At 71.2% G+C, this 25,338-nt stretch carries 19 protein-coding genes; 15 read left to right on the forward strand and 4 right to left on the reverse strand.

From position 1 onward, the window contains the following. The first annotated feature begins 6 nt into the window (after positions 1-6). The 10 genes from E5671_RS33890 to E5671_RS33935 all read left to right on the forward strand — a co-directional run bounded on the left by E5671_RS33890 (position 7) and on the right by E5671_RS33935 (position 15,397). The gene (locus tag E5671_RS33890; protein WP_202122535.1) at positions 7-687 is read left to right on the forward strand and encodes a potassium-transporting ATPase subunit C; all 681 of its coding nucleotides are present in this window, start codon (positions 7-9) and stop codon (positions 685-687) included. Between the two features lie 112 nt (positions 688-799). Then, positions 800-4,051, forward strand: a complete 3,252-nt coding sequence (locus E5671_RS47475) for an FtsX-like permease family protein (RefSeq protein WP_160507666.1) — start codon at positions 800-802, stop codon at positions 4,049-4,051. A gap of 1,068 nt (positions 4,052-5,119) precedes the next feature. Next, on the forward strand, positions 5,120-7,798 hold the full coding sequence (locus E5671_RS33900; RefSeq protein ID WP_160507667.1) for a hypothetical protein: 2,679 nt from the start codon (positions 5,120-5,122) through the stop codon (positions 7,796-7,798). After that, entirely contained in the window at positions 7,791-8,705 is a 915-nt protein-coding gene (locus tag E5671_RS33905; RefSeq protein WP_160507668.1) for an ABC transporter ATP-binding protein, read from the forward strand. Before E5671_RS33900 ends, E5671_RS33905 begins: the two co-directional genes overlap by 8 nt. 91 nt (positions 8,706-8,796) lie before the next feature. Next, positions 8,797-10,023: an alginate lyase family protein gene (locus E5671_RS33910; RefSeq protein WP_160507669.1), complete on the forward strand. Its 1,227-nt coding sequence runs from the start codon at positions 8,797-8,799 to the stop codon at positions 10,021-10,023. Between the two features lie 75 nt (positions 10,024-10,098). Then, positions 10,099-10,779, forward strand: coding sequence for an ABC transporter ATP-binding protein (locus E5671_RS33915; protein WP_160507670.1), 681 nt, complete (start codon positions 10,099-10,101; stop codon positions 10,777-10,779). Between the two features lie 129 nt (positions 10,780-10,908). Continuing rightward, positions 10,909-13,455, forward strand: a complete 2,547-nt coding sequence (locus E5671_RS33920) for a sensor histidine kinase (protein WP_160507671.1) — start codon at positions 10,909-10,911, stop codon at positions 13,453-13,455. Positions 13,456-13,499: 44 nt separating this feature from the next. After that, the gene (locus E5671_RS33925; RefSeq protein ID WP_160507672.1) at positions 13,500-14,183 is read left to right on the forward strand and encodes a response regulator; all 684 of its coding nucleotides are present in this window, start codon (positions 13,500-13,502) and stop codon (positions 14,181-14,183) included. 89 nt (positions 14,184-14,272) lie between these two features. Further along, positions 14,273-14,671: an OB-fold nucleic acid binding domain-containing protein gene (locus E5671_RS33930; protein ID WP_160507673.1), complete on the forward strand. Its 399-nt coding sequence runs from the start codon at positions 14,273-14,275 to the stop codon at positions 14,669-14,671. 3 nt (positions 14,672-14,674) lie between these two features. Continuing rightward, positions 14,675-15,397, forward strand: a complete 723-nt coding sequence (locus tag E5671_RS33935) for a DUF3159 domain-containing protein (RefSeq protein WP_160507674.1) — start codon at positions 14,675-14,677, stop codon at positions 15,395-15,397. Positions 15,398-15,492: 95 nt separating this feature from the next. Here the strand turns inward: E5671_RS33935 and E5671_RS33940 are convergent, their stop codons facing one another. The 4 genes from E5671_RS33940 to E5671_RS33955 form a co-directional block, all read right to left on the reverse strand. Next, positions 15,493-16,170, reverse strand: coding sequence for a potassium channel family protein (locus E5671_RS33940; protein ID WP_160507675.1), 678 nt, complete (start codon positions 16,168-16,170; stop codon positions 15,493-15,495). Continuing rightward, complete coding sequence (locus tag E5671_RS33945; RefSeq protein WP_160507676.1) at positions 16,170-16,838, reverse strand: potassium channel family protein; 669 nt, start codon at positions 16,836-16,838, stop codon at positions 16,170-16,172. Before E5671_RS33945 ends, E5671_RS33940 begins: the two co-directional genes overlap by 1 nt. A 138-nt stretch (positions 16,839-16,976) precedes the next feature. Continuing rightward, positions 16,977-17,216 carry a hypothetical protein gene (locus E5671_RS33950; RefSeq protein ID WP_160507677.1) on the reverse strand — a complete coding sequence of 80 codons (240 nt, stop codon included), beginning with the start codon at positions 17,214-17,216 and terminating at the stop codon, positions 16,977-16,979. After that, positions 17,216-17,545 (reverse strand): ArsR/SmtB family transcription factor, encoded by a 330-nt coding sequence (locus E5671_RS33955; protein WP_160507678.1) that lies wholly within the window; start codon positions 17,543-17,545, stop codon positions 17,216-17,218. Before E5671_RS33955 ends, E5671_RS33950 begins: the two co-directional genes overlap by 1 nt. 196 nt (positions 17,546-17,741) lie before the next feature. Between E5671_RS33955 and E5671_RS33960 the strand changes: the two genes are divergently transcribed. The 5 genes from E5671_RS33960 to E5671_RS33980 all read left to right on the forward strand — a co-directional run bounded on the left by E5671_RS33960 (position 17,742) and on the right by E5671_RS33980 (position 25,299). Next, positions 17,742-20,030, forward strand: a complete 2,289-nt coding sequence (locus E5671_RS33960; RefSeq protein ID WP_160507679.1) for an MMPL family transporter — start codon at positions 17,742-17,744, stop codon at positions 20,028-20,030. 62 nt (positions 20,031-20,092) lie between these two features. Continuing rightward, entirely contained in the window at positions 20,093-22,141 is a 2,049-nt protein-coding gene (locus tag E5671_RS33965) for an amino acid permease (protein ID WP_160507680.1), read from the forward strand. A 108-nt stretch (positions 22,142-22,249) separates the two neighbouring features. Further along, on the forward strand, positions 22,250-23,659 hold the full coding sequence (locus E5671_RS33970; protein WP_160507681.1) for a class I SAM-dependent RNA methyltransferase: 1,410 nt from the start codon (positions 22,250-22,252) through the stop codon (positions 23,657-23,659). 97 nt (positions 23,660-23,756) lie between these two features. After that, positions 23,757-24,491 (forward strand): thioesterase II family protein, encoded by a 735-nt coding sequence (locus tag E5671_RS33975; RefSeq protein ID WP_160507682.1) that lies wholly within the window; start codon positions 23,757-23,759, stop codon positions 24,489-24,491. After that, entirely contained in the window at positions 24,475-25,299 is an 825-nt protein-coding gene (locus E5671_RS33980; protein WP_160507683.1) for an SDR family oxidoreductase, read from the forward strand. The genes E5671_RS33975 and E5671_RS33980 overlap by 17 nt, the downstream gene beginning before the upstream one ends. Positions 25,300-25,338: the final 39 nt, after the last annotated feature.

Raw genomic sequence — 25,338 nt, forward strand, 5'->3', positions numbered from 1 at the left:
ATCGTCATGAACAACTCCGTCGGAAGTACGGCACGGTTGCTGGGCGCGGGCCTGCGTGCCCTGCTCGTGCTGACCGTGATCTGCGGTGTCATCTATCCGCTCGCCGTCACCGGGGTCGCCCAGGGCCTGTTCCACGACAAGGCCAACGGCTCCGAGATCAGGAGCGAGGGCAAGGTCGTCGGCTCCGAACTCATCGGGCAGCGCTACGACCTGCCGCTGAAGAAGGGCCAGGAGACCGCGGCGCCCGATCTGAAGTGGTTCCAGCCCCGGCCGTCCAACGGGCTCGGCTCCAACCAGGACTCGGGGGTGAACACCCAGTACGACCTGATCCTGTCGGGTGCGACGAACCTGTCCGGTGACAACAAGGACCTGATCGCGAACGTCAAGGCGGCCAAGGCGGCCGTGGTCAAGGACAACTCCACGGCGGGCTTCAAGGTCAAGCCGTCGGACGTGCCGGCCGAGGCAGTCACCTCGTCCGGATCGGGTCTGGACCCGCACATCTCCCCGGAGTACGCGGAGTTGCAGGTCCACCGGGTGGCCGAGAAGAACGGCCTCGCCGTGAAGGAGGTCGAGAAGCTGGTCGACGAGCACACCGAAGGCCGGATCCTCGGCTTCGTGGGCGAGCCCCGGGTCAACGTCCTCCAGCTCAACGTCGCGCTGAAGGGCCTTGTCGCCGACGGGAGCTGATCTCCAGTCAACTCCCTTGTGGCCCAAGCTGGTTCGGCTCTACCGACCGGAGCATTGCGGGCCACATTCGCGTACGTCCATACTGTGCCGGTCACGCGGGGGGAGACCGGTGGTGAGCGGACGGCGCGTGCCCGCCGTGGTGCGGAGCGGCCGGTATCACGGGATGGTGCTCGGGGCAGCCGGGCTCGCCGTCCTGCTTGCGGCCACGGTGCTCGCCGCCCTTGCCGCGCTGACCGAGAAGGCCGTCGAAGGCGGGGTGCGGCAGCGGCTCGCCGCGGACCGGGATGCCGTCGTCGAGGTGGCAGGGCGTTACGGCGCCGACAGCGTGCGGCGGCTCGACGCGGACGTACGGGCCGCCGTCGACCGCACCTATGGCGACGTGCCCCACCGGACGCGGCTCGCGCTGCGGGCGCCCGCGGCACGCAACGACGAGCTCGCCGTGACCGAGGCCGGCGGGCAGCGGCGTGAGGACGCCACGGCGTCCGTGGTCGCCTTCGAAGGGGCCCGGTCCCATGCCGGCCTGGTGGCGGGCCGGTGGCCGCGCGGCGGTTCCGGCGGCTCATCCGGTGGGGTTACGGAGACGGTGCTGACCAGGGCATACGCCGCCGAGCTCGCGGTGCGTACCGGTGACGATGTGGTCGTGCGCGGCGCCGGTGAGCGGCTTGTGCGGATGCGGGTCGTCGGGCTCTACGCGACCGAGGGGCGCGAACCCGCGGTCTGGGCGGGCCTGAGCAGCACATTCGGGACGGCCGACTCCATCGCGCTCGTGCCCCGGGGCGCGTTCACGGCGCGGCCGGGGCTCGCGAAGGACGCGGGCGCCCTGTGGCTCGGCGTGCCCGAGGCGCGGGGGCTGCGGCTCGGTGACATCGGTCCGCTGGCCGAGCGTGCCCGGCGGTTCGGAGGCAGCGACGCCTCGCTCTCGGTGCTGCGGGGGAAGAACCCCGAGGCGGAGCTGACCGTGTCGGCGGGGCTGCGCAGGGCGCTCGACCGGCTCACCACGCCCATCGCCGTGGCCCGCGCCGGGCTCTACGTCCCCGCCACGCTGCTGGCCGCCCTCGCGGTCGCGGCCCTGGTGCTGACTGGGCGTCAGCTCGCCGAACACCGGCGCCCGGAGCTGGCGTTGCTGGCAGCCCGGGGTGCGGGAACGCGGCGGCTCGTGCTGTCGACCGGGGTGCAGTGGGCGCTGGTGGCCCTTCCGGTGGGGGGCGCCGCGCCCTTCCTCGCGGGGCCGCTGCTGGGCCTCCTTGAAGGGGCGGGGGTGCTGCACGGCGGGGTGCCGGACGCGGCCGCGATCGGTGCCGCCTGGGTGGCCGCCGCCTTCGCCGTCGTGGTGCACGGGTGCGCGGTGCTGGTGCCGACGGTGCGGGTGGTGCGGGACCGGCAGGCGGTGAGCCGACTGCGCCTGCGGGTGGGACGGTTCGCGGGGGCGCAGCGGGTCGGGGCCGATGTGGTCCTCGGGGCGGTGGCCGTCCTCGGGTGGCTGCAGTTGCGGCAGTACCGGTCGACGGTGACCGGTGACGGTGTCGACCCGGTGCTGGTGTTCGCGCCGGTGGTGATGACCACCGCGGCCGCCCTGCTCGTGCTGCGCCTGCTGCCCTTCCTTACGCGGGCCGTCGAGCCGCTCGCCCGGCGGGGCAGGGGGCTCGTGCTGCCGCTCGGCGGGTGGCAGATCGCCCGGCGCGCGGCACGGCACGCGGGGCCCGCCCTGGTGGTGACGCTCGCCCTGGCCGTCGCGGCCCTGAGCAGCACCGCCCTCGCCATTCTCGACCGGGGGGACCGCGACCAGGCCGCTTTCCAGGTGGGTGCGGACCTGCGGATCGAACCGGGGGAGAGCGTGCCCGCCGGGGAGCGGCGTGCGACGTACGGTGCGCTGCCGGGGGTCGAGTCGGTCACTCCCGTGGTGATCACGGAGGGCTACATCGGGCAGGACGCGGTGGCCGTCACCGGCATCAACACCGGGCGGGGCCCGGTGCCTTCGCTGCGGGGCGACCTCGCGGAGCGGCCCGTGCGGGAGATGGTCGCGCCGCTGGGGGAGGGGGTGCCGGCGCACGGGCTGGCTGTCGGCGACGTTCGTGCCGGTGGTGAACTCCCGCTCCGGGTGGGGCTGTCGGCCGATGGCCCCGGGCGTGCTGTGCCGGTGCGGCTGACGGTCTTCTTCGAGGACGAGGACGGCCTGGTCCACTCAAGTGCCGCCCTTCTTAAAGAAGGTGGTCTGCGGGCGGTGCCGCTGAGGGTGCCGGTACGGAGCGGTGGCCTACGGATCCTCCAGATCGACCTGAGCATGGCGGGCGAGACGGTGCGGCGTACGTACCGTCTCCGGATCGACCGGGTGCCGGGGCTCACCCAGGAGGCCCGCTGGCGCGACCTGCGCGAGGACGCGCCGGACCGCTACGGGGCGGGGTGCCCCGGGGCCGAGCCGCCGCGGGGTGCGGTGGGGGAGGCACCCGGACCGGTGCTCTGCCGTGACCGGCCCGGAGCCGGGGTGCTGCTCGACGCGGTGCTTCGGGGGCCCGACACGCGGCTCAAGTACCCGACGTGGAGCGTCCGTCTCGGTACGGACAACGCGAGGGGGCGCCCCGCGGCACCCGCTCTCGCCGATCGTGCGCTGCTGGACTCCGGGGCGGTACGGGTGGGGGACGTCGTGACGGTGCGGCGGAGTACGGGCGGCAGCGTCCGGCTGAAGGTGGTCGGGCGGATCGCGGCGGTGCCGGGCGAAGCGCGGGACCGGCCCCGGCTGCTCGCCGACTCGCGGGCGGTGGCGGCCCAGTTGGTGCTGAGCGGGGCGTTGCCGGGGTCGGAGAGCGCGTGGTGGGCGGGGGCGGCGCGGGGAGACGCGAGCGCCGCGTGGAAGGCGGTACGGGACAGCCCGCGGCTCGGAACCGCCGTGGACGTGCCGCACGCGCGCGTGGAGCTCGCCGAGGATCCGCTGCGGCGCGGGGCCCGTGGCGGCCTCTGGCTCTGCCTCGCCCTCGCACCGGCGTTCGCCGTCATCGCCTTCACGCTGCATACGGTGCTGGCGGTGCGGGCGAGGGGGCGGGAGTTCGCGCTGCTGCGGGCGTTGGGGGTACGGCGGGGCCAACTCGCCGCGTACCTGTGGACGGAACAGTTGGCGCTGGCAGGGGTGGCGGCGCTCCTGGGCACGGGTCTCGGAGCGGGCCTCGCGGCCGTGATCATGCCGGTGGTGACGGTGGACGCGACGGGCGCCCCGGTCTTCCCCGGCCTGCTGACGGAGGTGCCGTGGGTGCGGGTCTGGCTGGTGGCGGGTGGAGTGACGGTGGTGATCTGCGGGGTGGTGAGCGGGGTGGCGCGGGTTCTGGGGCGGGTGGACCTGGGGCGGGTTCTGCGGGCGGGGGAGGACGTGTGAGGGGACCCTGCGGGGCTTGGGCGGGGGTCTGCCGAGGCCTGGCGGCCTCGGTCCCCATGGCGGGCTACTTGGGCGGGGGGCCGCTGCGGCTGCGGGTCGTTGTGCGTTGCTGTGGGCGGACACCGGCGTGTGGCCTCGGGTTGTGCTGCCGTCTGGGGGTGCGTGCGGGGTGCGGGGTGCGGGGTCGGCGCGTGTGTGGGTGCGGGGCCGTGCCGGTATGTCCGTCCTCGCTATCGTCCGGTGGCCGTGGGGTTGCTTTGGCTCCGGAGTCTTTGGGAGCCGTGCTCCGGGCAGACATACCGGCACGTCCCCTTGCGTGCGTTGCCGTCTGGGGGTGCGTGCGTGCTGCGGGGCTGGCGCGTGTGTGGGTGCGGGGCCGTGCCGGTATGTCCGTCCTCGCTATCGTCCGGTGGCCGTGGGGTTGCTTTGGCTCCGGAGTCTTTGGGAGCCGTGCTCCGGGCAGACATACCGGCACGTCCCCTTGCGTGCGTTGCCGTCTGGGGGTGCGTGCGTGCTGCGGGGTCGGCGCGTGTGTGGGTGCGGGGCCGTGCCGGTATGTCCGTCCTCGCTATCGTCCGGTGGCCGTGGGGTTGCTTCGGTTCCGGGGTCTTCGGGAGCCGTGCTCCGGGCAGACATACCGGCACGTCCCCTTGCGTGCGCTCCCGGCTGCGGGGTGTCGTGTGTTGCTGCGGGCGGACGCCGGCGTGTGCCCTCGCGAGCGCTGCCGGCTGCGGGTGTGGCGCTTTCCTGTTGGCGATCACTGGCCACCCGACGTGTACGGATCACCCCCGGCAGTACGTTCCGCACCGTGCAACTTCCCACCTCCGGCTGTACGTTCCCTACCCACCCCACCGTGCAACTTCCCACCCTCCCCTCATCTCGGCGGACCCCCCACCCACCCTCGGCACCGCGGGGCAATCGGGTGGGTGGGTGGGAGAGCTTGTTCGTGCAGGGGGAGATGCGGGGTGATCGGGTGGGTGGGAGGGGGGTCTTGAAGTCGTGGGGGTGGCGTTGGGGCGAGGGGGGCTTATGAGGCGGGGGGAGTTGGGGGTCTGGGGGTGCCTTGCCGTGCTTTTTGTTGTGCTCAGCGCCGTGGCCATCGCAGGGCCTGGGGTGCTGGACCGCGCCGCCGGGCGTGCCTTGGGGGACCGGCTCGAGCAGGTGCAGCGGGACGCGCCCGGCATCACCCACCGGGTGCGGTTCGGCGCGGAGGACGAGCAGGGCGGGGCGAAGAGCTCGCTGGGCGCCGACCTGCGGCGGGTCTCCACCGCCGTCGAGAACGCCGCCCCCGCCCCCCTCCGAGGCAAGCTGCTGCGCGACTCCACCCGGGTCGCCCTGCCCGGCGTACGGGCCCCTGACGGCACCACACTCTCCCTGGTGTACGCCTCCGACGCCCCGCCCCGCTCCGCGTACGCCGCTGGACGGCCCCCCGCCGCGCGGGGCCGCGTCGTGGAGATCGCCGTGTCCACCCACACCCGTGACGCCCTGAAGCTGCGCCTCGGGCAGGAACTCCGGCTCGGACGGGGCGCGTTGGAGATCGTGGACGCACCGGCCCGGGTGGTCGGGTTCTACGCCGCGGATGGCGAGCGGCGGCTCTGGCGCGAGCAGCCCCTGCTCGCGCGCACGGGGCGGGACGCGCAGGGCGGTGCGGTGCGGTACGCAGGCGCCCTCCTCGCGCCGCGCGGCGTCGAACTGCTGCAGAGTCAGGCGGAGGCCGACCTCACCGTGATCTGGGGCATGCGCCTCGACCTCGGCGACGATGCCGCGCGCTTCGTCGGCGATCAGGGGCAGCGCGACTTCGAGCGCCTCATGCTCCGCTACCCGGACTCCGTGCGGGGCGTCACGTGCGACCTCGGCATGATCAGCGGCGGCATGCCCTGCGCCTTCGGTTCGCATCCGGCCACCGAGTCGGAGACCGCCACCGAACTGCCGGACGCCTTGGAGGAGTTCCAGCGGCAGTGGCGGCAGGCCAGTGTCGTGATCTCCTTCGCGCTCGCCTCGGTGACGGCGGTCGGGCTCGCCGCCGTGGTGGTGGGCGCGCTCCTGTCCGTACGCCGTCGCCTCGACGCCCATCGGCTGCAACGCGCGCGTGGGGCATCGGCCCTGGGGATCGCGCTGGGACGTGCCGTGGCAACCGCACCGGCCGTGCTGCTGGGTTTCGTGGGCGGGTGCGTGGTCGCCTCGGCGCTGCCGGGGGCGTCGCCCGCGTACGGGCGAGGGCTGCTCGTCGCCGTGGGCGCGTGGCTGTTGCTGCCCCTGCTGACCTGGTGGGCCGTCCGGGACCGTGCCCTGCTTCGGGACAAGGCGGGAGGCGGTGGGCGCCGCGTCGTCGCCGAGGTGAGTGTCGTGGTCGTCGCAGCGGCGGGCGTCCTCGCACTGCGGGCCCGTGGGACCGCGGGCGGGGCGGGAAGCGATCCGCTGCTCGCCGCCGTGCCCGTGCTGCTCGGGCTCGCCACGGTCGTGGTGCTGGTGCGCCTCTACCCGTGGCCGGTACGCCTCGTCGCGCGCTGGGCCGCCCGTGGACGCGGAGCCGTGACCCTCATCGCGCTCTCCCGCGCCGCCAAGGAGGCTCCGGCTCGGGCGCTCGCGCTGCTCGTCCTGGTGGTGACGCTGGCCGGTGCCGTGTTCGGCGGTCTGGTCGCGGGGACGCTGACGGAGGGGCGGCGGGATGCCGCCGCCTGGCGGGTGGGCGCCGACGCGTCCTTCCTGGGAGCGGGGCGCGACCCGGACACCGCGAAGCGCGTGGCACGCGCGCGTGGAGTGCGGGAGAAGGTGGCGGTGCGGCAGCTGCGGGTCGATCCGGTGAGCACGAAGGACGGCGGGCGGTACGGGATCGCGAGCCTGGTGGGCGTCGACGGCGCGAAACTGCGCTCGGCGGCGGGGAGTTCGGCCGCCGCCCGCGCGCTGCGGGACGCCGGTCTCAGTGGCAGCAAGGGCGGTGGCGGCAGCGGCCGTGACATCCGCGTACTCGCCGACGCCGCCGACGCGGGGGACCTGCTGACCATCACCGTCCACGGCAAGGAGCGGCGCCTGCGCGTCGTGGGCACCCTCCCCGAAGCGGTGCGACGCGACCCCGCACTCGGCCCCGTAGGCGCCGCCACCGAGGCCAGGGACCACCTCCTGCTCGCCGACAACGGGGACCTCAAGGGCTTCGGCGCGAGCGAGTTCGAGGAGTCGGCCCTGCTCCTCTACGGCCCGCGCCTGGACGTCGCTGAGCTGCGCTCGGTGGTCCCGCGCGCCGCGCCCGGGGGCGCCGCCGGAGAGCTGCGGACCCGTGCCGAGGAGCAGGCCGAGGCCGACGAGGACGGTCTGATCGCGGCCCTGACCGCCGCGCACACCGCCTGCACCGCCCTGGCCGTGTTCCTCGCGCTGCTCGCCCTCGTGCTCGAACTCCTGCTGTCCGCCCCGGCACGCGGCAGCACCGCGGCCAGGCTGCGCACGCTGGGACTCGGAGGCCGCGCCACCGCCGGGCTGCATCTGCTCCAGCTGCTGCCCCTGGTGCTCGCGGCCGTGGCCGGCGGCGTCGCGCTCGGTCTGACGCTGCCCGGTCTGCTCGGACCCGCCCTCGACCTGCGGGAGTTCACCGGCGGGCCCACCGAGCCCGCCCTGCGGGCCGACGCGCTGTTCACCGTGGTTCTGGCGACCGGAACCGTCGCCCTGATGGCCGTCGCGGTGGGTGTGGAGACCTGGCTGGGGCGGCGGCGTGGTCTTGGAGCTGTGCTGCGACTGGGGAGGAACGATGACTGAGCTCGCCGATCTGGAGGCCCGCGCGAACGCCGCGCGCCGTCCCGCGGGGGACGAGGGCCTTGTCGTCTGCGACAACCTCGTACGCGTCTATCGCACCGACAAGGTGGAGGTGCAGGCACTCCAGGGGCTCGACCTGGTGGTCGGGGAAGGGGAGTGCGTGGCCCTCGTGGGCGCGTCCGGCTCCGGCAAGTCCACCCTTCTGTCGATCCTCTCGGGGCTCGATCTGCCGACCGCGGGACGGGCCCGGGTCGCCGGGCACGACCTGCTCTCCATGGGGCGCCGCGAACGTCTGGGCTACCGCAGGAACACCGTCGGGTTCGTATGGCAGCAGACGGGGCGCAATCTGCTCCCGTACCTCACGGCTGTCGAGAACGTGGCGCTGCCGATGAAGTACGCGCGCGTGCCCCGTCGCGAGCGCACGGCGCGGGCCGCCGAACTGCTCGGCGTGCTCGGTGTCGCGTACTGCGGCGACCGGCGGCCCGCCGAGCTGTCCGGCGGTGAGCAGCAGCGCGTCGCCGTGGCGGTCGCCACCGCCAACGCCCCGAAGGTGCTGCTCGCCGACGAGCCCACCGGGGAGCTGGACACGGCCAGTGGCGAGGAGGTGTTCGCCGCCCTTCGCCGTGCCAATGAGGAGCTCGGGGCGACCGTCCTGGTGGTCACGCATGATCCGCTCGTCTCCGGTCAGGTCCGCCGCACGGTGCGCATCCGGGACGGCCGTACGGCCACGGAGACGCTGCGTGAACAGGGCGGTGCGGGCGAGGAGTTCACGGTTCTGGACCGGGCGGGGCGGTTGCAGCTGCCGCGCGACTACGTGGAGCGCTACGGGCTGCGCGACCGCGTACGGCTCACGGAGGAGCCGGACCACATCGGCGTCTGGGGCGCGGGGCCGGACGACTTCACACCTTGACGGAAGTCAGGTCCGTACCTATGGTCACGGCCCAACACGCGTGTTCAGAAAGGTACTTGACGTTCACATACGAGAATGGATGGCTCTTCGCATGGCTGACACCCCCACACCCGTGCGCCACCACCGCAGACCCCGCACGGCAGTCCTCGCCACGCTCGCCTCCGTGGTGACCGCCCTGGTCGCCGCCCTCCTCGCCTGGCCCGGCGCCGAACGCGCCGACGCCGCGCCCAGCACCTTCAGCCACCCCGGAGTCACCGTCTCCCGCGGCCAGTTGGACTTCACCAGGGAGAAGGTCAACGCCGGCGCCCAGCCCTGGAAGGGCGCCTACAACCAGATGATGGGCAGCAAGTACGCCTCCCTCTCGCGCACGCCCAAGCCCCGCGCGGTCGTCGAGTGCGGCTCCTACTCGGACCCCAACCACGGCTGCACCGACGAGCGCGAGGACGCGATAGCCGCGTACACCACGGCACTCGCCTGGTACATCACCCGCGACGACCGCTACGCCAAGAAGTCCATCCAGCTGATGGACGCCTGGTCCGGCACCATCAAGGACCACACCAACAGCAACGCCCCCCTGCAGGCCGGCTGGGCGGGCTCGTCCTGGCCCAAGGCCGCCGAGATCATCAAGCACACGTACACCGGCGGTTGGGGCAACTCGGGCCGCTTCGCGACGATGCTGCGCAACGTCTACCTGCCCGAGATCATCAACGGCTCCAATTCCAACGGCAACTGGGAGCTGTCGATGATGGAGGCCGCCATCGGCATCTCCGTCTTCATCGAGGACAAGGGGGCGTACGACAAGGCGATGGCGAAGTTCCGCACGCGTACCGCCGCGTACGTCTATCTCGCATCCGACGGCGAGCTGCCGAAGACCGTGCCGAGCCAGAACCTGGACACCCGCGCGAAGATCGTCAAGTACTGGCAGGGACAGGGCACCTTCACCACCGGGCTCACCCAGGAGACGTGCCGCGACTTCACCCACACCGGATACGGACTCTCCGCGATCTCCCATGTCGCCGAGACCAGCCGCATCCAGGGCGAGGACCTCTACAAGACGGACGTGGGCGAGCGGCTGCGCCAGGGCCTCGGTTTTCAGGCCAAGTACGAACTGGGCGAGGCGCCCCCGAGCTCGCTCTGCGGCGGCTCGGTCCACCGGGCCCTCGGGCCGGTCACCGAGGTCGGCTACAACGCGCTCCACAACCGCCTCGGCCACGCCATGACCAACACCCAGAAGCTCACCGAGCAGAAGCGCCCGGCGGGTTCCAACAACCTGTTCGTCGCCTGGGAGACCCTGACCCACGCCGACAACCCCAGCTGAAACGGACCTTGTTCGGCCGGGCGTGCGGTGACCATACTGGCGCCCGGCCGGGCAGGACCGTACGGGGGAGTGGGCATGACCGAGAGCGCGGTCGTCGTCGAGGATCTGCACCGCACCTACGGCAGTGGCGCGTCCGCTGTGCACGCCTTGCGCGGTGTCTCCTTCACCGTCCCGCGCGGTGAGCTGGTCGCCCTGAAGGGGCGCTCGGGGTCCGGCAAGACCACGCTGCTCAACCTCGTCGGCGGGCTCGACACCCCCGACGCGGGGAAGATCACCGTCGAAGGGCTCGAACTCGCGGGACTCGGCGAGGACGGCCTCCTGGAGCTGCGCCGCGACCACGTCGGCTTCATCTTCCAGTCCTTCGGACTCATCCCGATCCTCACCGCCGCCGAGAACGTCGGCGTACCCCTTCGGCTCCGGAAGACCGATCCCCGCGCGCGTGAGGAGCGCGTCGCGCTGCTGCTCGCGCTCGTCGGCCTCGCCGACCACGCCGAGCAGCGGCCGGGCGAGCTCTCCGGAGGACAGCAGCAGCGCGTGGCGATCGCCCGCGCGCTCGCCAACAAGCCCTCCCTGCTCATCGCGGACGAGCCCACCGGACAGCTGGACGCCGAGACCGGGCTCGCCGTGATGGAGCTGCTGCGTGCCGTCGTCCGCGGCGAGGGCGTCACCGCACTGGTCGCCACGCACGACGCGGCGCTGCTGGACCTCGCCGACCGGGTCCTGGAGCTGAGCGACGGCGAGATCGTCGAACGCTGAGCACCGCGGCCCGCCCCATCAGGGTTGCGTCAAAGAGCGCCCCCCGGCGCACCCTCGCCCGATATGCGGGAAATGTTGGCCGTAAGGTCGACGCTGCGTACACAGCAGTTTCGGGAAGACAATGGGGCCATGGCACGCGGCAAGCTTCGGATATACCTCGGTTCGGCACCGGGCGTCGGCAAGACGTACGCGATGCTGTCCGAGGCGCACCGCCGCATCGAGCGCGGCACCGACTGCGTGGTCGCCTTCGTGGAGCACCACGACAGGCCGCGCACCGAGGTGATGCTGCACGGCCTGGAGCAGGTGCCCCGCAAGGAGCTCGACTACCGCGGCACCCTCTTCACCGAGATGGACGTCGACGCCGCCCTGGAGCGCGCCCCCGCTGTCGCCCTCGTGGACGAACTGGCGCACACGAACGTCCCCGGCTCCCGCAACGCCAAACGCTGGCAGGACGTCGAGGAGCTCCTCGCCGCGGGCATCGACGTCGTCTCGACCGTGAACATCCAGCACCTGGAGTCTCTCGGCGACGTCGTCGAGTCGATCACCGGCGTACGCCAGCGCGAGACGGTGCCGGACGAAGTGGTGCGGCGCGCGGACCAGATCGAGCTCGTCGACATGTCGCCACAGGCGCTGCGCCGCCGCATGGCGCACGGCAACATCTACAAGCCCGACCGGGTCGACGCGGCCCTTTCCAACTACTTCCGGCCCGGCAACCTCACCGCCCTGCGCGAGCTCGCGCTGCTCTGGGTCGCCGACCGGGTCGACGAGTACCTCCAGCAGTACCGCGGCGAGCACGACATCCGCTCCACCTGGCAGGCCCGTGAGCGCATCGCCGTCGGCCTCACCGGCGGACCCGAGGGCCGCACGCTGATCCGTCGCGCCTCGCGGATGGCCGCCAAGGGCTCCGGCAGCGAGATCCTCGCCGTCTACATCGCCCGCAGCGACGGCCTGACCGCCGCCTCGCCCAAGGAACTCGCGGTCCAGCGCACCCTGGTGGAGGACCTGGGCGGCACCTTCCACCACGTCATCGGCGACGACATACCCGCCGCGCTGCTCGACTTCGCCCGCGGCGTGAACGCCACCCAGATCGTCCTCGGCTCCTCGCGCCGCAAGACTTGGCAGTACATCTTCGGGCCCGGCGTCGGCGCGACGGTGGCCCGCGAATCGGGCCCCGACCTGGACGTCCACATCGTCACGCACGACGAGGTCGCCAAGGGCCGCGGCCTGCCCGTGGCGCGCGGGGCCCGCCTCGGGCGGTCCCGGAGCATCTGGGGCTGGCTGGTGGGCGTGGGCGGCCCGGCGCTCCTGACGCTCCTCCTGACCCATGTGGACGCGGACCTGGGGCTCGCCAACGACATGCTGCTGTTCCTGACGCTCACCGTCGCCGCCGCTCTGCTCGGCGGTCTCCTTCCGGCCCTGGCGTCGGCCGCGTTCGGCTCGCTGCTCCTGAACTACTACTTCACGCCGCCACTGCACCTGTGGACGATCTCCGACTCCAAGAACATCGTCGCGATCATCGTCTTCGTGGGCGTCGCCATCTCCGTCGCCTCCGTCGTGGACCTCGCCGCCCGCCGCACCCACCAGGCCGCCAGGCTGCGCGCGGAGTCGGAGATACTCTCCTTCCTCGCCGGCAGCGTGCTGCGCGGCGAGACCTCGCTCGACGCGCTCCTGGAACGGGTGCGCGAGACCTTCAGCATGGACTCGGTGGCCCTCCTGGAGCGGGCGAGCGACGTCGCCCCCTGGACCTGCGCGGGCAGGGTCGGCGAGGGCCGCATGCTCGACCGCCCGGAGGACGCGGACGTGGACATGCCGGTCGGCGACCACATGGCGCTCGCCCTGTCCGGCCGGGTGCTGCCCGCCGAGGACCGCCGGGTGCTCGCCGCGTTCGCCGCGCAGGCCGCCGTGGTCCTGGACCGTCAGCGCCTGAAGTCCGAGGCCGACCAGGCCCGCACCCTCGCCGAGGGCAACCGCATCCGTACCGCGCTGCTCGCCGCCGTCAGCCATGACCTGCGTACGCCACTCGCGGGCATCAAGGCCGCCGTCTCGTCCCTGCGCTCCGACGACGTGGCCTGGTCCGCCGAGGACCAGGCCGAGCTCCTCGAAGGCATCGAGGACGGCGCCGACCGCCTTGACCACCTGGTCGGCAACCTCCTGGACATGTCCCGCCTGCAGACCGGCACCGTCACCCCGCTGATCCGCGCGATCGACCTCGACGAGGTCGTCCCGATGGCGCTCGGCGGCGTCCCCGACGGCAGCGCGGACCTCGACATCCCCGAGACGCTGCCCATGGTCTCCGTCGACAAGGGCCTCCTGGAGCGCGCGGTCGCCAACATCGTCGAGAACGCGGTCAAGTACAGCCGCGACGCCGAACCGGTCCTGGTCTCCGCGAGCACGCTCGGCGACCGCGTCGAACTGCGCGTCGTGGACCGCGGCCCCGGCGTCCCCGACGGAGCCAAGGACCGCATCTTCGAACCGTTTCAGCGCTACGGTGACGCTCCGCGCGGCGCGGGCGTGGGCCTCGGCCTCGCGGTCGCACGCGGCTTCGTCGAGTCCATGGGCGGCACGCTGGAGGCCGAGGACACCCCCGGCGGCGGCCTCACCATGGTCCTGACCCTGCGGGCGGCGGCGGGCGGACCGCAGGCCCTGCCGGACCTCTCCGCCCAGGCCGCCTCATGACCGCCGAGACGGCTACAACTGACAAGCCCGAAAGGCAGGTACGCATGACCCGGGTGCTCGTGGTCGACGACGAGCCGCAGATCGTACGCGCCCTCGTGATCAACCTGAAGGCGCGCAAGTACGACGTGGACGCGGCCCCGGACGGGGCCACCGCGCTCCAGCTCGCCGCCGCTCGCCACCCCGACGTGATCGTGCTCGACCTCGGCCTGCCCGACATGGACGGAGTCGAGGTCATCAGGGGCCTGCGCGGCTGGACGCGCGTCCCGATCCTGGTGCTCTCCGCGCGGCACAGCTCGGACGAGAAGGTCGAGGCGCTCGACGCGGGCGCCGACGACTACGTCACCAAGCCCTTCGGCATGGATGAGCTCCTGGCCCGGCTCCGGGCCTCCATCCGCAGGGCCGAGCCCACCGGAGCGGGCGAGGACGACGTGATGGTGGACACGGAGCACTTCACGGTCGACCTGGCCGCCAAGAAGGTCAACCGCGACGGGCGCGACGTACGCCTGACGCCCACCGAGTGGCATCTCCTCGAAGTCCTGGTGCGCAACACCGGGCGTCTGGTCAGCCAGAAGCAGCTGCTCCAGGAGGTGTGGGGCCCTTCGTACGGTACGGAGACGAACTACCTGCGCGTCTACATGGCACAGCTGCGCCGCAAGCTGGAGGCGGACCCCGCGCATCCGCGGCACTTCATCACCGAGCCGGGAATGGGTTACAGGTTCGAGCGATGAGTCAAGGGTCGGGGACGGGCTGAGCGGGCATAAGCACAGATGAGCGCACCCATTGCGGCGCTGTCGGCGACCCCCGGTACGCTTCCTGTATGAGTGCTGTTCCTGGTTCCGAGAAGCCGGCAGGCCGTTTCCGGCGCATGCTCGACCGGCTGTCCTCCTCCCAGGAGGATCTGGAGTCGGAGGAGCTGCGCGAGGACGCCGAGACGGCAGGGTGCACCCGCATCGGAGACTGCCACGACCGCCAGATAGTCACGGTTACTGGTACCTTGCGCACGGTCACCCTGCGACCACGCGCCGGCGTCCCCGCCCTGGAGGCGGAGCTGTTCGACGGCTCCGCGGCACTGGACGTGGTGTGGCTCGGCCGGCGCTCCATCGTGGGGATAGAGCCGGGGCGCAGACTGATCGCGTCCGGCCGGATCTCGATGAGCCGGGGCCGCCGGGTGCTCTTCAACCCGAAATACGAACTCAGACCCCTCGGACGGGAGTAGCCGGTGACGTCCCTCGACAAGCCGACGGACGAAGGAACCACGGATCAGGACCCCGATTCCAGGGCCGTGACCGAGGCCGCGCTCTTCGAGGCCTTCGGCGGCGTGCGGGGTCTGGTGGAGACCGTTCTGCCCGGCCTCCTCTTCGTGACCATCTTCACGATCAACAAGGACCTGCACATGTCGGCCATCGCGGCCCTCGCGGTGTCCCTGGTGCTCGTGGCGGTCCGCCTGGTCATGAAGGACACCGTCAAGCACGCCTTCAGCGGCGTCTTCGGTGTCGCCTTCGGTGTGGTCTTCGCGATGATGACCGGCAACGCCAAGGACTTCTATCTGCCGGGCATGCTCTACACCCTGGGCCTCGCCCTCGCCTACATCATCACGGCCGTCGCGGGTGTCCCGCTGATCGGCCTGATCCTCGGCCCGGTCTTCAAGGAGAACCTCTCCTGGCGGACCCGCAACCCGGGCCGCAAGAAGGCGTACACAAAGGCCAGTTGGGCCTGGGGCCTGATCCTGCTCGCCAAGTGCGCGATCCTCTTCCCGCTCTACTGGTGGGCGGACACGACCCAGTTCGGCTGGGTCCTGATCGCCCTGAAGATCCCGCCGTTCCTGCTCGCCGTCTGGCTGACCTGGGTCTTCCTCGCGAAGGCTCCGCCGCCCATCGACGTGTTCGCCGAGATGGAGGCCGCCGAGAAGGCGGAAGAGGAGCGCAAGGCCGCGCCCCGATAGGGGCGCGGGGAACTGCGCCACCAGCCACGACGAACCCGCAGATGAGGGGGCGCCCGGAACCTTCCGGGCGCCCCCTCATCTGCGTACAAGCAGCGCTAGCTCGCCGCGTCTTCCCGGCGCACCGACAGCAGGTCCTCCAGCTGCTCCTCGCGAGCCTGCGCGGCCACGAACAGCAACTCGTCCCCCGCTTCCAGGGAATCATCCGCGGTCGGCGCGAGGACGCGCGTGCCGCGGATGATCGTCACCAGTGAGGTGTCCTCGGGCCACTCGACGTCGCCGACCTGCGTGCCCGCGAGGGCCGACTCGGGCGGCAGGGTCAGCTCGACGAGGTTCGCGTCGCCGTGGCTGAAGCGCAGCAGACGTACGAGATCGCCGACGCTGACGGCCTCCTCGACGAGCGCGGACATCAGACGCGGGGTGGAGACCGCGACGTCGACGCCCCAGGACTCGTTGAAGAGCCATTCGTTCTTGGGGTTGTTCACGCGGGCGACGACCCGCGGGACGCCGTACTCGGTCTTCGCGAGCAGCGAGACGACGAGGTTGACCTTGTCGTCACCGGTCGCCGCGATCACCACGTTGCAGCGCTGGAGCGCCGCCTCGTCGAGCGAAGTGATCTCGCAGGCGTCGGCGAGCAGCCACTCGGCCTGCGGCACGCGCTCGACCGAGATGGCGGTCGGCGCCTTGTCGATGAGCAGAATCTCGTGCCCGTTCTCCAGGAGCTCACCGGCGATGGAACGTCCCACCGCGCCTGCTCCGGCAATGGCGACCCTCATCAGTGACCGCCTTCCTCGGGGCCTTCGGCGAACGCCGCTTCGACCTTCTCGACCTCGTCGGTGCGCATCATCACGTGCACCAGGTCGCCCTCCTGGAGCACCGTCTGGGAGGTCGGCAGGACCGCCTCGCCCAGCCGGGTGAGGAAGGCCACGCGCACGCCGGTCTCCTCCTGGAGCTCACTGATCTTGTGGCCGATCCAGGACGCGGACGCGTGCACCTCGGCGAGCTGTACGCCGCCGGTGGGGTCGCGCCACAGCGGCTCGGCCCCGGAGGGCAGCAGCCTGCGCAGCATCTGGTCGGCGGTCCAGCGGACCGTGGCGACGGTGGGGATGCCGAGGCGCTGGTAGACCTCGGCGCGGCGCGGGTCGTAGATGCGGGCCGCGACGTTCTCGATGCCGAACATCTCGCGGGCCACCCGGGCGGCGATGATGTTCGAGTTGTCGCCGCTGCTGACCGCGGCGAAGGCGCCCGCTTCCTCGATGCCGGCCTCGCGCAGGGTGTCCTGGTCGAAGCCGATGCCGGTGACGCGACGGCCGCCGAAGCCGGAGCCCAGACGGCGGAAGGCGGTGGGGTCCTGGTCGATCACGGCGACCGTGTGCCCCTGTTGTTCCAGGGTTTGCGCGAGAGCGGATCCGACTCTCCCGCAGCCCATGATGACGATGTGCACGCCCGTCCTTCCGGCTGTGTCAATACTTTTTGCTCAGGCTGAACGGTAAAAGCGTCTCAGACCGACGCCCAAGCTACACACGCACGGTCCGCGGAGGGCACCCCCGTGCACCTACCGGTGCTCGGACTCGTCACGGGCTCAGTCCACGCTGCGCAGCAGGCTCTCGACGGACTTGAGCCGGTAGTCGATCTCGACTAGCTGCAGCCGCGCCGCCTCCTGCTCGGACCTGGCGCGCTCGACGACCTCGCGGTACTGCTCCATCGCCTCGGCCCACTGGCGGTCGCGCTCGCGGTTGCGCTGCGACTGGAAGTAGGCGACGGCGACGACCGCGCCCGCGAGTATCAGGAAGAAGGCGACCGGGATGATCACGTCGTCCATTAAGACCCCTCTGGTGAGTGCTGTCCGCCTTCGTCGGACGCGTCCTGCCGGACGGCCGCGAGGATCGTGTCCACGTTCAATCGCACGTCGAACGGCGTCAGTTCGAAGTACTTGAGTGCCTTGCCGTCGTCGGAGAGTTCCAGGCGGCCGACGACGAGACCGGCCTTCTCCAGACGGTCGAGGTGCATGTAGAGCAGGGGCCGGGAGACGCCGAGCCGCCGCGCGAGTTCGCTGACGTACAGCTGTCCCGGGGCGAGCTCGGTGATGATCCGGATCCGCTGGGCGTGGCCGACGGCGGAGAGAAAGGCGAGCAGCTCTTCGCTGTCCATGGCCCGCCTTCTCGCTGGTCTTCTTCACTGGTCTTCACTGGTCCCGAAACCTGTCAGCCAAGACTTACGCATGACGGGATCCACTGTCAATCCGCTTCCTTGCAGCCTCGAATGACAGTTGACGGCTCATTCCTTCACCTGTCAGTCTCCACTTACACATGAAGGACTGGAGAGCAGTGAAGGGGCGGGGATGGTCATGAGGAAGCGATCGGTCACGGTGCGCGTGGCCCGGTGGAGCGCGCTGCATCCAGGGCGCGCGGTCGTCGGCTGGCTGGTGTTCGTGGTGCTCTGCCTGGGGGGCGGCATCGCCGCCGGCATGAACAGCGCGACGTCGGAGGACTTCCGCGTCGGTGAAGCGGGCCGCGCCGAGGCACTGGCGACCGAGGGCGGTGTCCAGCTGCGGCCCACCGAACAGGTGCTGATCCGCGCCGAGTCGGGGCCGCTCGACGCGAAGGCCGCCGATGCCGCTGTCAAGGACATCACCGCCCGGATGAAGTCGCTGCCGGAGGTCGCATCGGTGGCGGCGCCGGTGCCGTCGGCCGACGGGCGGGTCCTGCGGGTCCAGGTGGAGCTCAACGGCTCCGAGCAGGAGGACCAGGAGACGGTTCCCCCGCTCCAGGCCCAGACCGAGGAGGCCGCGAAGGCTCACCCCGGCCTGGTGATCGAGGAGACCGGCGACGCCTCCGTGAGCAAGGGCGTCGACGACCAGCGCAACAAGGACCTGCAGTTCTCCGAGGCGATCACGCTGCCCATCACGCTGATCACGCTCGCCGTCGTCTTCGGCTCGGTGATCATGGTCGGCGTACCGCTGCTGCTCGCGGTCACCTCGATCATGGCGACGATGGGCCTCGCGATGCTGGCCTCGCACCTGCTGCCCGACACCGGCGTCGGGATGAGCATGATCCTGCTCATCGGCATGGCCGTCGGCGTCGACTACACGCTTTTCTACCTCAAGCGCGAACGTGAGGAGCGGGCCCGCGCGGGCGGCCGCCTCACCTCCGAGGCCCTGGTCGAGGCCGCCGCCGCGACGGCCGGCCGCGCCATCGTGGTCTCCGGCCTCGCCGTGATCGTCTCCACCACCGCGCTCTTCCTGGCGCGTGACGTGATCTTCGACTCCCTCGCCACCGGCACCATCCTGGTGGTCGCCGTGGCCGTGGTCAGCTCCGTGACCGTACTGCCCGCGCTCCTCGTCAAGCTCGGCCGCCGCGGTGAGCGCCGCGCCGCCAAGCGCCTCGCGCAGGGCAAGGCGGTCCGCAGGACGTACGGCGAGAAGGAGCCGGGCCGCGCCTGGAACGCCCTGCTCGCGCCCGCCCGCAAGCGCCCCGCGCTCACCCTGTGCCTCTCGGTCCTCGTCATGCTGGGACTCGCGCTGCCCGCACTGGACATGAACCTCAAGAACCCGGCGCGTGACAGCTTCTCGCGCGAGATCGAGGCGATGAAGGGGTACGACAGGCTGCTCGAAGCCTTCCCGGAGCAGCGCGTCCGGCACCTGGTCGTCGTACGGGCCGAGGCCTCGCAGGCCGCCGAAGTGCGCGATGCCCTGCGGGAGCTGGACCGCGAGGCGCAGACCGACCCGCTCTTCTCGCACCCCTCAGGTGCGCCGGTCCTCCGCTCCTCAGAGGACCGCAGGACCACCACCCTGGAGCTCAACACCCCGCACCCGACGTACTCCGAGAAGGCTGAAGCCTCGCTCGACCACCTCCGCCACGACCATCTCCCCGCGACCGTCGGCAAGGTGCCCGGCGTCGAGACGGCCGTCACCGGCGAGGTGCCGCGCGGCACCGACTACGTGGAGCACCAGAACCAGAAGCTGCCGCTCGTCCTCGGCTTCCTGCTCCTGATGACCTTCGCCATGACGGTCTTCGCGTTCCGTTCGATCGTCCTCGGACTGCTCGGCATCGTGCTCAACCTGCTCTCGGCCGCGTCCGCGCTCGGACTGCTCGTCCTGGTCTTCCAGGGGGAGTGGGCCGAGGAACTGCTCTCGTTCATCTCGCTCGGCGGGATCTCGTCGCGGGTGCCGCTCTTCCTCTTCGTGATCCTCTTCGGGCTCTCGATGGACTACCAGGTGTTCGTGGTCAGCAGGATCCGGGAGGCCGCGCTGAACGGCGTACCCACCCGGCAGGCCGTCATCGAGGGCATCAGCTCGTCGGCCAAGGTCGTCACCAGCGCCGCGATCGTCATGGTCACCGTCTTCGCGAGCTTCGTGATGCTGCACATCCTGGAGATGAAGCAGATGGGCTTCGTCCTCGCCGCGGCCGTCCTGCTCGACGCGTTCGTGATCCGCATCATGATCCTTCCGGCCGCGCTGCTGCTGCTCGGGCGCGCCACCTGGTGGCCGTCCCGCGCGATCCGCCGTGCCGAGCAGCGGGTGGCCGAACGGCATGGGACGTACGGGACCCGGGAGGTACCGGAAGCACCGGTGGCCGACGACGGGCGTCCGCTTTCCGGGCATTGGGCGGAGCCCGGGGCGGCGCGTCGTGGCTAACCGGCGCGGTTAGGGGGGTGGTGGGTGGGCGGGCACCCATTCGAACGCTTACGATCCTCTGCGTGTCCAAACTGACCGACGTGCCCAAACGGATCCTCATCGGGCGCGCACTGCGCAGCGACCGGCTCGGAGAAACCCTCCTGCCGAAGCGCATCGCTCTACCCGTGTTCGCGTCCGACCCGCTCTCCTCCGTGGCCTATGCGCCGGGGGAAGTGCTCCTAGTCCTCTCGATCGCGGGTGTGTCGGCGTACCACTTCAGCCCCTGGATCGCCGTCGCGGTCGTCGTGCTGATGTTCACCGTCGTCGCGTCGTACCGGCAGAACGTGCACGCCTACCCGAGTGGCGGTGGCGACTACGAGGTCGCCAACACCAACCTCGGCCCCAAGGCCGGGCTCACCGTCGCGAGCGCGCTGCTCGTCGACTACGTCCTGACCGTGGCGGTGTCGATCTCCTCGGGCATCGAGAACCTCGGCTCGGCGATCCCGTTCGTCGTCGAGCACAAGGTGCTCTGTGCGGTCGCCGTCATCGTGCTCCTGACGCTGATGAACCTGCGTGGCGTGAAGGAGTCCGGGAAGCTCTTCGCCATCCCGACGTACGTCTTCGTCGTCGGCGTCTTCATCATGATCGCCTGGGGTGCCTTCCAGGGCATCGTCCTGGACGAGACGATGAAGGCGCCCACGGCGGACTACGAGATCAAGCCCGAGCACCAGGGCCTCGCGGGCTTCGCGTTGGTCTTCCTGCTCCTGCGGGCCTTCTCCTCCGGCTGTGCCGCGCTCACCGGCGTCGAGGCGATCAGCAACGGCGTCCCGGCCTTCCGCAAGCCCAAGAGCAAGAACGCGGCGAGCACCCTGGCCCTGATGGGCGCACTCGCCGTCACCATGTTCTGCGGCATCATCGCGCTGGCCATGATGACCAAGGTCCGCATGGCGGAGAACCCGGCCAAGGACCTGTTCCACAACGGTGTCCCGGTCGGCGGCGACTACGTCCAGAACCCGGTGATCTCCCAGGTCGCCGAGGCCGTCTTCGGCAACGGCAGCTTCCTCTTCATCGTCCTGGCCGCCGCCACCGCGCTGGTCCTCTTCCTCGCGGCCAACACCGCCTACAACGGCTTCCCGCTGCTCGGCTCGATCCTCGCGCAGGACCGCTACCTGCCGCGCCAGCTGCACACCCGCGGCGACCGGCTCGCCTTCTCCAACGGCATCGTGCTGCTCGCGGGCGCCGCGATCCTGCTCGTCTGGATCTACGGCGCGGACTCGACGAAGCTGATCCAGCTCTACATCGTCGGCGTCTTCGTCTCCTTCACGCTCAGCCAGATCGGCATGGTCCGGCACTGGAACCGCCATCTGCGCACCGAGAAGGACCAGGCCAAGCGCCGCCACATGATCCGCTCGCGGGCGATCAACGCCTTCGGTGCCTTCTTCACGGGCATGGTCCTGATCGTCGTACTCGTCACGAAGTTCACGCACGGCGCGTGGGTCGCGCTGCTCGGCATGGTGATCTTCTACGCGACGATGTCGGCGATCCGCCGTCACTACGACCGCGTGGCCGAGGAGATCGCCGCCCCGGAGACCCCCTCCGACGACAGCGTGCGCCCCTCGCGCGTGCACTCCATCGTCCTGGTCTCCAAGATCCACCGGCCGACGCTGCGCGCCCTTGCCTACGCCAAGCTCATGCGCTCGGACACGCTCGAAGCGCTGAGCATCAACGTCGACCCGGCGGAGACCAAGGCCCTCAGGGCCGAGTGGGAGCGGCGCGGCCTCACCGTCCCGCTGAAGATCCTCGACTCGCCCTACCGCGAGATCACCCGGCCGATCATCGAGTACGTGAAGAACCTGCGCCGGGAGAGCCCGCGCGACGTGGTCAGCGTGATCATCCCGGAGTACGTGGTGGGCCACTGGTACGAGCACCTGCTCCACAACCAGAGTGCGCTGCGCCTCAAGGGCCGTTTGCTCTTCACCCCGGGCGTCATGGTGACGTCCGTCCCCTACCAGCTCGACTCCTCCGAGGCCGCGAAGAAGCGGGCACGCAAGCGCTCGGAGTGGAACGCGCCGGGTGCGGTGCGGCGGGGCCCGGTGGAAAAGCGCCCGAAGGAACCGAGCAACAAGGGCTAGCCCCCGACGGTTGGCGAGCGGCCGGACAACACCCACGTAGACTGGTGGGCTGTTGTCCGGCCGTTTCCTTTCGGCCGATGCCCCCTTACGTAGTGGAGTCACCCCGCCATGCAGGCAGAACCGAAGAAATCGCAGGCGGGGAACTCGAAGGAGGACTCGCGCTCGAAGGACGCGCAGGCGGCCTCCCTCGTCGGGCAGGAGTACGAGGTCGAGGTCGGCCCGGTCGCCCACGGCGGCCACTGCGTAGCGCGTACGGCGGAGGGCCGCGTCCTCTTCGTCCGCCACACGCTCCCCGGCGAGAAGGTCATCGCGCGCGTGACGGAGGGCGACGAGGACAGCCGCTTCCTGCGCGCGGACGCGGTGACGGTCCTCGACCCCTCCAAGGACCGCGTCGAGGCCCCCTGCCCGTACGCGGGCCCCGGTCGCTGCGGAGGCTGCGACTGGCAGCACGCGAAGCCGGGCGCACAGCGCCGCCTCAAGGGCGAAGTCATCACCGAGCAGCTCCAGCGCCTCGCGGGTCTCACCCCCGAGGAGGCCGGCTGGGACGGCACGGTCGTCCCGGCCGAGGGTGACAAGCTGCCCTCGGGCGAGGTCCCGGCCTGGCGCACCCGCGTCCAGTACGCGGTCGACCCCGACGGCAACGCGGGCCTGCGCCGCCACCGCTCGCACGAGGTCGAGCCCATCGAGCACTGCATGATCGCGGCGCCCGGGGTCTCCGAGCTGGGCATCGAGAAGCACGACTGGTCCGGCATGGAGTCGGTCGAGGTGATCGCGGCGACGGGATCCCAGGACCGCCAGGTCATCCTGGAGCCGAAGCCGGGCGCGCGCCTCCCCCTGGTCGAACTGGACAAGCCGGTCTCGGTCCTTCGCATCGCCGAACAGGACGGCGGGGTCCACCGCGTCCACGGCCGCCCCTTCGTCCGCGAGCGCGCGGACGGCCGCACCTACCGCGTCGGCAACGGCGGCTTCTGGCAGGTCCACCCGAAGGCGGCCGAGACGCTCATGCTCGCCGTGATGCAGGGCCTGACCCCGCGCAAGGGCGAGACGGCGCTCGACCTCTACTGCGGGGTGGGCCTGTTCGCCGGCGCGATCGCCGACCGGGTCGGCGACCAGGGCGCGGTCCTCGGTATCGAGTCCGGCAAGCGAGCGGTCGAGGACGCCCGCCACAACCTCGCCGCCTTCGACCGCGTCCGCATCGAACAGGGCAAGGTCGAAGCGGCCCTGCCGCGCACCGGCATCACAGAGGTCGACCTGATCGTCCTGGACCCGCCCCGCGCGGGCGCGGGCAAGCAGACGGTCCGCCACCTGACGAAGCTGGGCGCCCGCCGAATCGCCTACGTGGCCTGCGACCCGGCGGCGCTGGCGCGGGACCTGGGGTACTTCCGGGACGGGGGGTACCGGGTGCGGTCGTTGAGGGCGTTCGATCTGTTTCCGATGACGCATCATGTGGAGTGCGTGGCGATCCTGGAGCCTGCGGCCAAGGGCTCCTCGGCAAAGAGCCCGGGCGCCGCGTCGTAACTGCCGCTCAGCTACCTTCTCGCATGCCGGTGTGACTCCGCAGCCGTACATACGCTGCTGAGTCTGAGCTCCACCTGGCCGAGAGGGAACCCATCCGATGGAACCGATAGCTCTTGTCTGCCTACCCTTCGCAGGGGCGGGCGCCTCGTTCTTCAGAGCCTGGGAGAAGCAGGTACCGCAGACCCTGCGGATGGTGGCGGTGCAACTCCCGGGGAGGGAGGAGCGCTTCGTCGAGCCGCCCCACACGGATGCGGCCCAGGCCGTGGCGGATGCGTACGAGCAGGTCGTGCGCTTCACCGGCGGTGCGGGCCGCGTGGCGGTCCTCGGTCACAGTCTCGGCGCCGTGCTCGCCTTCGAACTGGCCCGCATGCTGGGCGAGTTGGAAGGAATCACGGTTGAGAGGCTGTTCGTCAGTGGCTCACCCGGCCCCTGGAACGGCAGGGAGACCCGGGCCAGCGAGCTGGACGACGAGGCCTTCCTGGCTCAGGTGCGGAGCTTTGCGGGATATGCGCATCCGGCTCTGGAGAACCCGGCCATGCGGGAGTTGCTGCTGCCCCCGCTGCGCGCGGACGTCGCGATGCACGAGAACTACCGCCCCTTCTCGGACAAGCCCCTGCCGGTGCCCATCACGGCTCTGCGGGGCCGTCACGACGAGTTGGTGAGCGAGGACACGATCGCCCGATGGGCGGACGCCACCGAAAGTACGCTGAATGTCGTCGAGCTGGACGGCGGCCACATGTACCTGGCCGATGACGACGGGTCGGCTCTCCTCCGGGTGATCGACGCGCAGGTGCAGGCACTCCAGGGAGCCGACCGTGCGTCTGTCCGGTAAGACCGCCCTCATCACCGGCGCCGCCCGAGGGCTTGGCCGTGCCTGCGCCACCGCCTTCGCGAAGGAAGGCGCGGACCTCGTCCTGATCGACATCGCCCGGAACCTCGACCAGGTGCCCTATCCGCTCGGGTCCGCCAGTCAACTCGCGCACACGGCGGAACTCTGCCGAGACCTCGGCGCCTCCGTCCTCGCTTCGTCGGTCGACGTACGGGACGCGGACGCGGTCGACGCCGCGGTGGACGCGGCCGTCGCACGGTTCGGCGCGATCGACGTCCTGGTCAACAACGCGGGCATCGCGGCTCCTTCCGGCAAGGCCGCGCACGACATCGACGAGGACGAGTGGAACCTCATGCTCGACGTCGACCTGTCCGGGGCCTGGCGTCTCATCCGGGCCGTGGGCGGCCGCATGGTCGAGCGTGGTTCGGGCAGCATCGTCAACATCGCCTCCACCGCCGGACTGGTCGGCTACCGCCACTTCGCCGCCTACGTGGCCGCCAAGCACGGACTCGTCGGCCTGACGAAGGCCGTGGCGCTGGACTACGCACCGCGCAAGGTGCGCGTGAACGCGCTCTGCCCGGGATCGGTCCGGGACGCGGACCACGTCGAAGGGCGCATGCTGTCCGAGATCGCCCGCGCCCTGGACGTCCCGGTCAACGAACATGAAGACACCTTCGTGCAGTCGCAGCCGATGAACGCGCTCGTCGAACCGGAGGACATCGCGTCGGCTGCCCTGTGGCTGGCCTCGGACGAATCGCGCCAGGTCACGGGCAGCGTCGTCACAGTCGATGGTGGCTTCACCACCCGCTGACGCCCCGACACGCTCCTGCCGGGCGCCGCGCCCTCCCCA

This window comes from Streptomyces sp. BA2, from assembly GCF_009769735.1.
Taxonomy (GTDB): domain Bacteria; phylum Actinomycetota; class Actinomycetes; order Streptomycetales; family Streptomycetaceae; genus Streptomyces.